The 9,556-nt window shown below is 40.5% G+C and carries 5 protein-coding genes and 1 pseudogene; 1 reads left to right on the top strand and 5 read right to left on the bottom strand.

Going from position 1 to position 9,556, the window contains the following annotated elements; all coding sequences use genetic code 11:
* Positions 1-566: 566 nt before the first annotated feature.
* Both KZ793_RS16145 and KZ793_RS16140 read right to left on the bottom strand, forming a co-directional pair.
* Complete coding sequence (locus KZ793_RS16145) at positions 567-1,217, bottom strand: hypothetical protein (protein ID WP_225816262.1); 651 nt, start codon at positions 1,215-1,217, stop codon at positions 567-569.
* Positions 1,217-1,696, bottom strand: a pseudogene (locus tag KZ793_RS16140) (Hcp family type VI secretion system effector). Before KZ793_RS16140 ends, KZ793_RS16145 begins: the two are co-directional and overlap by 1 nt.
* A 297-nt stretch (positions 1,697-1,993) precedes the next feature.
* Between KZ793_RS16140 and sbcB the strand changes: the two are divergent.
* Positions 1,994-3,424 (top strand): exodeoxyribonuclease I, encoded by a 1,431-nt coding sequence (gene sbcB, locus KZ793_RS16135; protein WP_225816261.1) that lies wholly within the window; start codon positions 1,994-1,996, stop codon positions 3,422-3,424.
* A gap of 140 nt (positions 3,425-3,564) precedes the next feature.
* On the opposite strand, the gene dld is transcribed toward sbcB, so the two are convergent.
* From dld to KZ793_RS16120, 3 genes are all read right to left on the bottom strand, one after another.
* On the bottom strand, positions 3,565-5,280 hold the full coding sequence (dld, locus tag KZ793_RS16130) for a D-lactate dehydrogenase (RefSeq protein ID WP_225816260.1): 1,716 nt from the start codon (positions 5,278-5,280) through the stop codon (positions 3,565-3,567).
* A gap of 199 nt (positions 5,281-5,479) precedes the next feature.
* Positions 5,480-6,862, bottom strand: coding sequence for an APC family permease (locus KZ793_RS16125; protein ID WP_225816259.1), 1,383 nt, complete (start codon positions 6,860-6,862; stop codon positions 5,480-5,482).
* Positions 6,863-7,454: 592 nt separating this feature from the next.
* A complete protein-coding gene (locus KZ793_RS16120; RefSeq protein WP_225816258.1) occupies positions 7,455-9,434 on the bottom strand; it encodes a ligand-gated channel protein in 1,980 nt (659 codons plus the stop codon).
* Positions 9,435-9,556 lie beyond the last annotated feature (122 nt).

Here is a 9,556-nt window from a genome sequence, read left to right as displayed (position 1 = left end):
GCAAGTGAATGAATCCCCAGGAGCATAGATAACGATGTAACTGGGGTGAGTGAAAGCAGCCAACAAAGCAGCAGCTTGAAAGATGAAGAGTATATATATCTTGTTTACTGGTAAAATTACTTAAACAATTTATCAGCAAACTAGTAAAAGGTATTTATTCAGTCCTTATAGCAAAACTGAATAAATATTTTAAATACCACCAGTATGATAGGAGATAGAAGGTACTTATAAGATTACCTGTAATAATGCCATTAATGACAGAAAAGCTTCCCTGAAAAATGCACCTATTAGTCTAATCCACCTTGGCAAAGAATAACTCCTATGTTTACTAATTATAACCTATTGGAATAATATGCATTTTTCCTTTATTTTTTCCGCTATATAGTAAAAAAACGCGGAAAGAGCCAAACATATACCTGCAACTATCGCATACTGATATCGATTTTCCAATGTTGACATCAGTGTAAAATAAACTAAACCCATAACTGAAAATACACTCACCGCACCAATTATCCCTTGAGTTATGTGCATCACGATTTTCATCAAGATACTTATGATTTTCATCGTCATTTATCTAGTCCTTCGGTGAATTCATCAAATATTTCATTAAATAAACCTCGATCTCGATCATACAATTCTAAGGCTTTGACATACGGTTTCATTTTATTCTCAACTAAAAAATAGAGTAAATCCAAATTTCCCTCTCTCTTTAATTGCATATATAAGGTTGGGTTTGTTTGAGCTAATTCCCTAGAGGTATAGATCGCCCTAGAAACTGACGCACCAAGCCCCAAAACTGTAGTAAATGTTAGAGAACCACCAAATTTCATAAACCATTTTGTGCCAAAAAAAGCACCGAGCTGTCCATTAAAGATGACATATTTTGCAGCAATGCCTCCAAACAGCTTTCCAAGCTTTGTGCTAACTAACCGTTTCTTTTGCTCCTCACTGAGCTTACTTAAATACTCTTCAAAAACAACCTGAATAATCCTGTTAAGATTATTAAGTGTAATTGCATCTGACTTTATCAATCCAATAAAACGATATTTGTCATTTTCATTATCCCATCTATGATCAGTATCGAGATAATCATAACCAAGATAATAAAAATCTACAGGAATATCTAATACCCCTTCAGCAAACCCGGTAAGCCAACCGCTGTCACCATCACCAATTGTTGAAACCATTTTTTCCGCAATTTCTTTAGATCCATCCATTAAAAAACCCTTTCATCCCAAATACTATATGCGCCGGTTGAGCAGGCCACATTATTCCATGTGATATTTATGTACTCGATTGAAAGAATCTCCTGTGGCATCATATGATTGCTGGTTAATGAATGCGGGTAATCTGATTTCAAACTAGCAATATATGCCTGCCCAAGACGGATTGTATAATAAAGTTCAAGTCCACCATTTTCATTAATACGATAAAATTCAAAGAAACACTCTAATTTTTCGTTATCATCCAAACTTTTTGCCAATAAAGGAGAGGATTTATCGATAGGTTTAGTGATAATTACCGGATGATGTGAAACATTCTGTTTACGAGTCATAAGATGTTGCATACTATAGATGAAAATCTAATCTTCGTGCCCATTTTGCTCCTTGATGCCAATTGAATCTCTTCCACCACAGCCAGCAGAAATTAACCCTTGGTTTTGGCCATTAATCTTTAAATAAATTAAATTTGACATATTCACTCCATTAATAATTTCAACATTTCGCCTACATATTGAAATAAATATGTCAACGTAGTCAAGGATAATCGGCCTTAAAATATACAATTTTTTATTTCAAGCACCCAAAATGTTAATCATTGGCTTACAATCGCAGAACAGAAAGTAGGAAAACATGTATACAATGTTATTGCAATTACCTGGATTCTCTAAGATAGTAAGCAATAATTGCCTGTATTTTAGGGTAAAAATACCATTTACTCCTTGAAAGAACAGCAGAAACAAACGATTAACATCATTGGACATTGAACAACAGTGAAAAACAGCAGCGAACAACCCACCTTTTACATTCATGACTACGAAACTTTCGGTCAACATCCGGCCTTAGATAGACCAGCTCAGTTTGCCGGTGTTCGTACTGATATGGATTTCAATATTATTGAAGAGCCATTAGTTATTTACTGTTCACCCGCTGATGATTATCTCCCACAACCAGAAGCTGTCATGATTACCGGCATTACGCCTCAAATTGCATTAGAAAAAGGGGTCAGTGAAGCGGAATTTGCCCGCCAGATTCATAATGTATTCAGTGTGCCGAACAGTTGTATCCTCGGTTATAACAATATTCGGTTTGATGATGAAGTCAGCCGGAATATCTTTTACCGCAATTTTTATGATCCATACGCTTATAGTTGGCAAAAAGGTAATTCCCGTTGGGATTTGCTTGATGTATTACGTGCCTGTTATGCCTTGCGCCCCGAAGGTATTGTCTGGCCAGAGAATGAAGATGGTCTACCTAGCTTTAAACTGGAACATCTGACCAAGGCAAATGGTGTTGAACATTCACATGCTCACGATGCTATGTCCGATGTCTATGCCACAATCGCAATGGCAAAATTACTCAAAGAAGTACAGCCAAAGATGTTCAATTATTTCTTTCAATTAAGAAATAAGCAGAAAATTAGCGCCCTCATTGATATCCCCCAAATGAAACCGCTGGTTCATGTTTCCGGGATGTTTGGCTCTGCTCGCAGCAATCTCAGTTTGGTTGCACCTCTTGCCTGGCATCCAGTAAATCAGAATGCCGTTATTGTATGCGATTTAGCTGGAGATATTTCACCATTACTGGAATTGGATGCAGATGCATTGCGTGAACGTCTATATACCCGCCATGATGAATTGCCGCCAGATCAACCACCAGTCCCCATAAAACTGGTTCACATTAATAAGTGCCCAATAATCGCCCCCGATAATACTTTGCGGACAGAAGATGCCGAACGTATCGGTTTGGATCGTGATCATTGTGAAAGAAATCTGGCTATTCTGCGAAATAATCCACAAATCAGAGAAAAAATTGTAGAGCTGTTTGCAGAGGCCGAGCCTTTTCCTGAATCCGATAATGTTGACGCTAAGCTGTATGATGGTTTTTTTAGTAGTGCCGATAAAGCAGCAATGAATATTATCCGTGAGACACTGCCGCAGAATTTACCTGCTTTAAACCTGACTTTCCAAGACCCGCGAATTAAAACTCTGTTATTCCGCTACCGTGCCAAAAATTACCCTGCTACTCTGACTTATGACGAACAACAACGCTGGCTACGTCATCGTCAAGATGTATTAACTCAGGATAAACTCAGTGAATATATCTTTATCATTGAGCAATTCTTTATTGAATACCAAAGTAATGAAGAAAAATGCCGTCAACTTAAAGCACTGATGGAGTATGCAGTCAAATTAGTCGGATAATCAAACAAATAGTGGACAAATATAAAACGGCGAGTCATATATACTCGCCTTTCTTTTTAACAGGGTGATTTTCATAAACTTTTACAGATTTACACTTTTTTACTACCAGCATAGAATTGTAACTGCCGAGAATATTGGCATTAAGATCCTTCGCGCCAATTTTTCAGCTTGGATGTTTTTCCAATTCCAGGGTTGAGAATGTTAGTGGGATCAGCCATCCGATAAAAAGCCTTAAGTTGAGACTTAGCCTGATATTGATGGCCCACATTATGTTCTGCGGGATATTCCGCCCCACGCTGATCAAGAATCTCTATCATTCTTTCTTTCAGTGCATGTATATCCACGCCTTTTTTTGCAATGTAATCATGATGGAATACATGGCACATAAAATGCCCGCAGTAAAGTTTATGCACTAATACATCATCAAATTCTGGCGGTAACTGTTCAAACCATTCACGATCATTACGACGCAGAGCAATATCAAGCGACAGAATATTTTCCACTTCGTTACTATGTATGGCTTGATAACGGATCGCTGCACCAGCAGCTGAGAAACGATGCAAAAATGCTTTGGCACCTTCTTCCGGCGTACAAGCAAAGAATGCCCCCTCTGCTTGGCTGAAATAACTGTCTAGCCAATTTCTAGCTTCCTCAACCCCATCACCAGACATCTTTAATATCAAATGGTGCTCAAAACGATTTCGATATTCTTTCAAACGTTTAGGTAAGTGGGAAGGAAATAAACGACTCAATCCTTGCATCATGCGATCAATAAAATGGGAAGGTAAAAATGGAACCTTATTGAAAATAGAGTCCATTTTCCCTTTCAAGGTGAAATAATTTGGCATTTTATCAGTACCAAGCTTATCAATCATGATAAACGTATCTTTGCCGTAAATTTCTGCAACATCAAAAATATCCCGGTGCATATATTCACCCGCCACCGGCAAATTACGGAAATGGGCTAATATATGGCGACGTAATTCCGTTAATACGTCAGTGTGATTGGTGCCAATATAAAATACCTGAGACGAAGATTCTGCCGGAAAAGTATCGAGTCGGACAGCAAACACGACCAACTTACCTGCACAACCCGACGCTTCGAACAAACGACGTTCGTCAGAATTGAAACGCGATGGCGTATCGGCATCTACATCACGCACTCGTTGGGCATACTCATAATCAGACGCTTTGCGTTGACCCTGTTCTATATCCTGATCACTATAACGTTGTTCTTCCAGACAAGAGAGGATCTCTTCCGGTGTTTCTCCCAGATAGATACCCAGATGATTAATTAACTCTGGCTTACCGTTCTCATTCACTCGCCCATATAACGCCATTTCGGTATAAGCCGGCCCACGATGAACTAAAGAACCTCCTGAGTTATTACAGATGCCCCCAATCACGGAAGCGCCAATGCAGGAAGAACCGATAACTGAATGAGGTTCACGCCCCAGCGGTTTGAGCGCACGTTCAAGTTGCCATAATGTACTGCCCGGCAGTGCTACTACCTGGTTACACTGCTTCAGGATTTGGATCTTATTCATGCGCAGCGTGCTGATGATCACTATGTCACGGTCGTAATCACTACCGCTCGGAGTAGAACCTTCAGTTACACCGGTATTAGCTGCTTGCATCAAGATGATTTTATCCGCCTCAACACAGGCTTTAAATACACGCCACTGTTCCACCAGCGAGCCGGGAAATACTACGGCCAAAGCATCGCCTTGACCCGAGCGAAAGCCTTTACGGTAGCGTTCAGTTTTATGAGGAGCAGTCAGGATATGAGATTTACCGACAATATAGGTCAAGGCAGTAATGAATTGCTGATTTTGAGAAGTCTTTGCATCATTCATAGTCTCTTCCTTATAGTATAATTACCTCTCAGCATAGATTGTTTTTCTCTATTTACTGCCGGAATTTTTCTTATCTGCAAGCTGCCTCGCTGTTTTCTTTCCTAAGATCCTTCTTCTGCATTACTAAGACAAATTGGCAACCTCATGACAAAAATAATGGCGCCAAATTCGGCGCCATTATTCTTTTTCAAACTGGATATTAAACCATTTCAGAGCATTGAGGCATCGGCTGACGGAAGCGACGGGTCAGGAATACCATATAAACCAGACCAATTGCTCCCCAAGTTAGACCCAACTCCATAGAACTTTGTTCCAAGTTCATCCACAACACTCCAACAGTACAGGCACCAATCACAGGCAATACCAGGAAGTTGATTGTATCTTTCAATGTACGGTTACGACGTTCGCGGATATAGAACTGAGAGATGACCGACAGGTTTACAAAGGTGAACGCTATCAGCGCACCAAAGTTAATCAGAGCCGTTGCAGTCACCAGATCAAAGCTAATTGCAGACAATGCTACGATACCTACCAGCGATACGTTGATTACCGGAGTCCGCCATTTTGGATGAACATAGCCAAATATTTTCTCAGGAAATACACCATCGCGTCCCATAACATAGAGTAGACGGGAAACCCCCGCGTGAGCCGCCATACCAGAAGCCAAAACGGTGATACAAGAGAACACCAAAATAATGGATTGGAACAGGGTACCTGCTACATACAGCATAATTTCTGGCTGAGATTCATCCGGGTTCTTGAACCGAGAAATATCCGGAAAATAGAGCTGCAAGAAATAAGAAACCGCAATGAAGATAACACCACCGATTAATACTGTCAGGAAAATCGCTTTCGGGATCACCTTACCAGCATTCGGAGTCTCTTCGGACAACGAACTAATGCCATCAAACCCTAGAAATGAAAAGCACAAAATCGTGGCCCCAGTAATCATCGGGATTAAATGGGCATCTTCAGAAACGAATGGTTTCGCACTCCATAAAGTTCCTACTCCTTCTCCGTTGTACACTCCGTGGATCAGTAAACCCACAAATACAACCATGATCGCAACCTGGACAATAACAATAGCCGTGTTGAGATTAGCAACAACGTTAATGCCACGCAGGTTAAAAGCTGTCATCAGTAATGCAAAACCCACAACGAAGATCCACGGATCTACGCTAGGAAAAATGGCTTGAAGATAAATTTTCGCTAACAAGATATTAATCATCGGCATGAACATATAGTCCAATAACGATGACCAACCCACCATAAAGCCAACATACGGACTAATGGATTTTTGTGCATAAGTATATGCAGATCCGGCAGATGGAAAACGTTTTACCAATTTCCCATAGCTCACGGCGGTAAACAGAATTGCGATCAAAGCAATAGCGTAGGATGTCGCTACGTGACCGTCAGTCAAACCAGAAACAATGCCGAAAGTATCAAAGATAGTCATAGGTTGCAGATAAGCAAGACCCATCATCACTACCTGAACCAAGGTCAGTGTTTTTCTGAGTTGAACACGATTGTTAGCACCAGTCTGGTTGGTGCCTAGTGGGATTACAGTATTATGAGACATGAGCGAAACCTCCAATAACTCCGATTCGTGTTATGACACTACTTAATCGACAGTTACTGGGAAGACTTCGCTTCTGCCTATAGGCAGTAGAATTAGAGGCTGGATTATATGCGGAGCTCAATGCTCCGTAGTCATCAATGCAGCAGCATGTACCGATTGGTACAAGTGCAGAAGAGAATAATTGCTCCATATTAGCGTTCCTCATTACGGCAACCGATTCTCGTTGCGGTTGCTCGTGGCCAATTATCTATCCGGCTCAGAGTCCGGCCTCTGGTATAGTAAAAAATAAGTCAAAGCAAAAAAAATAACCGACACATATAAACGCATCAGTTATTTTCCAGTGGGCGAATTCTGCACTTGAAGACCTGAAATAGCAATACTCGCCGCACTAAAAGTTCATTATTTTTTACCACACTCATTGATGACGCTATGGAGTTTAACGGTGTCATATACATTTCTTTGACATGACTAAGTTTTAACACAACACAAAACGGGTTGCTATTCAGTTTTTACAGGTATGAGCAAAAAACAAAAATCCCCTCTGTCTGCAACAAACAAAGAGGATTATGGCACAGTTAGTTAGAACGCATTATTAAAAGTCGTAATTGATACCAATGTTATAACGACGACCATCCAATACTATATCATGAGTGTCTTCAGTTACTTGTTTCTCAAATACGTTGTATACCCCACCTACCAAGCGTAAACCATCAGCCAAATAATAACTGACACCGATATCTACAAAGGCATAAGACGGTGTTCCTTTCTCCATAGAGGTACGTGATAAATAACTCGACGTTTTACCACGGTAGTTAACACGAGCCCAAGTTTGCATTTCTGGTAAAGCCTGCCAGTTTAAGGTTGCATTCGCCATATGTTTAGGCATCTTATTCAAAGGTTTCCCTTTGAAGTTACCACTCTTTTGCTCAGAATCAGTATACGTATAGTTTGCAGCCAATACCCAGTTATCAACAATATCCCAGTTCATCGTCGCTTCTACACCACGCATATTGGCTTTATCAATGTTCACACGGTCACTGATAAATTTATAAGCAGTGCCATCAATCACACATTTGCCCTGAGACCTACCACTTGGATCGGTACAACGGCGTAATTCAGTAATTTTGTCTTTAAATTCGGTGTTGAATATTGTTAAACCGACATTAAAGTTATCCCGATTGTTCCAGATAACACCAATTTCCTGATTGAAGCTCTTCTCTGGTTTCAAATCTGGATTACCGACGATAATCGCTGGATCACCACCGCCCCCCGTAATCTGCCCCCAATTAGATGCCGCCTGACGCAATTCTGGTGAACGATATCCTGTAGAAACACCACCTTTAATCGTCCATTGCTCATCAACATGCCATACACCGTACAAACGTGGAGTCCAGTGGTCACCGAAGTTTTCATCTTTATCCATACGGATGCCACCGGTCAGAGCAAAGTCATTGGTCATTTGCCATTCATCTTCAGCAAATAACGCCCAACTCCAACGGGTCAGCTTATTGATATTTTTAGCAGAAGCTAATTGATTCCCTTCATCGCGCAAATCCTCATAACGATATTGACCACCGATGCTCAATGAATGATCATCCAACATAAATACTGTATGAGTATTGAACAGATTATCGTAATATTTCATATCACGACCAGGATTACGTGATTCATCACGCTGGAAGTACGTTGTTGACGTTCCAAAATCATAAACGCCATTATGGGTAATAGAATAGTTATTTCTTTTATATCGACTTTCACTATTACCTGGAGATCGCCAACTACTTGTCTTTGTTTTCCCTACAGTAGAATCACGATCTTGCTCATAACGTCCCGCTTCAAAATCAAAAGTATTCTGCTCATCGGGTGTGAAAGAGAAAGTGGCTGAACCATTACGCATTTCCTGTTTGTTAAAACCACCGATAAATTTATCTTCATTACGGTGAGAATACAGGCCGCTCACTTTCAGCCCTAATAATCCATCAATAATTGGACCCGAAGTATAAACACTACTCTGATGACTATTACCTGATTTAGAACGCTCCTGTAAAGTGCTATCAGCACGGAAGCTGGTTTTCCACTCTTTCTGTGCCTTACGGGTAATGATGTTAATTACCCCCCCCATCGCATCAGAACCATAAAGAGAAGACATAGGACCACGCACCACCTCAATACGTTCTATCGCGGCCAACGGCGGCAACCACCCCTGTTCAATCCCCGAATTATCACGGTTTGGACGAGTACCACGGGTATCAACACGCTTACCATCAACCAGAATCATCGTATATTGAGACGCCATACCGCGAATACTGATATCACTACTGCTAGCGCCACCGGTAACAACAACACCCGGCACATCTTTCAGTGCATCAGTCACATCACGGTAAGCCTTAGTTTCCAATTGCTCACGGCTCACCACAGAAATAGACGCTGGAGCATCTTCAATTTTCTGTTGAAAGCCTGCCGCTGTAGTGACAAGAATAGTGTCATTATTGCTACTAGCTGCAAAAACTGAGCCAGATGAGATTGCAGCAATAACGCCTAACGCGATTTTTCTTTTATTAAAAACACCCATTCCCGATTCTCCAAGAGATATAATTACACTTTATTTATCTATAAAAATGGATAATCAACATGTGCTCAAATAACGAGGATAAAATATTTACCTCTGTGTGATTTTATTATTTTATTATTTTA

Source organism: Photorhabdus antumapuensis (assembly GCF_020387775.1).
GTDB lineage: Bacteria > Pseudomonadota > Gammaproteobacteria > Enterobacterales > Enterobacteriaceae > Photorhabdus > Photorhabdus antumapuensis.
This window is presented reverse-complemented; position numbering and strand designations above follow the sequence as displayed.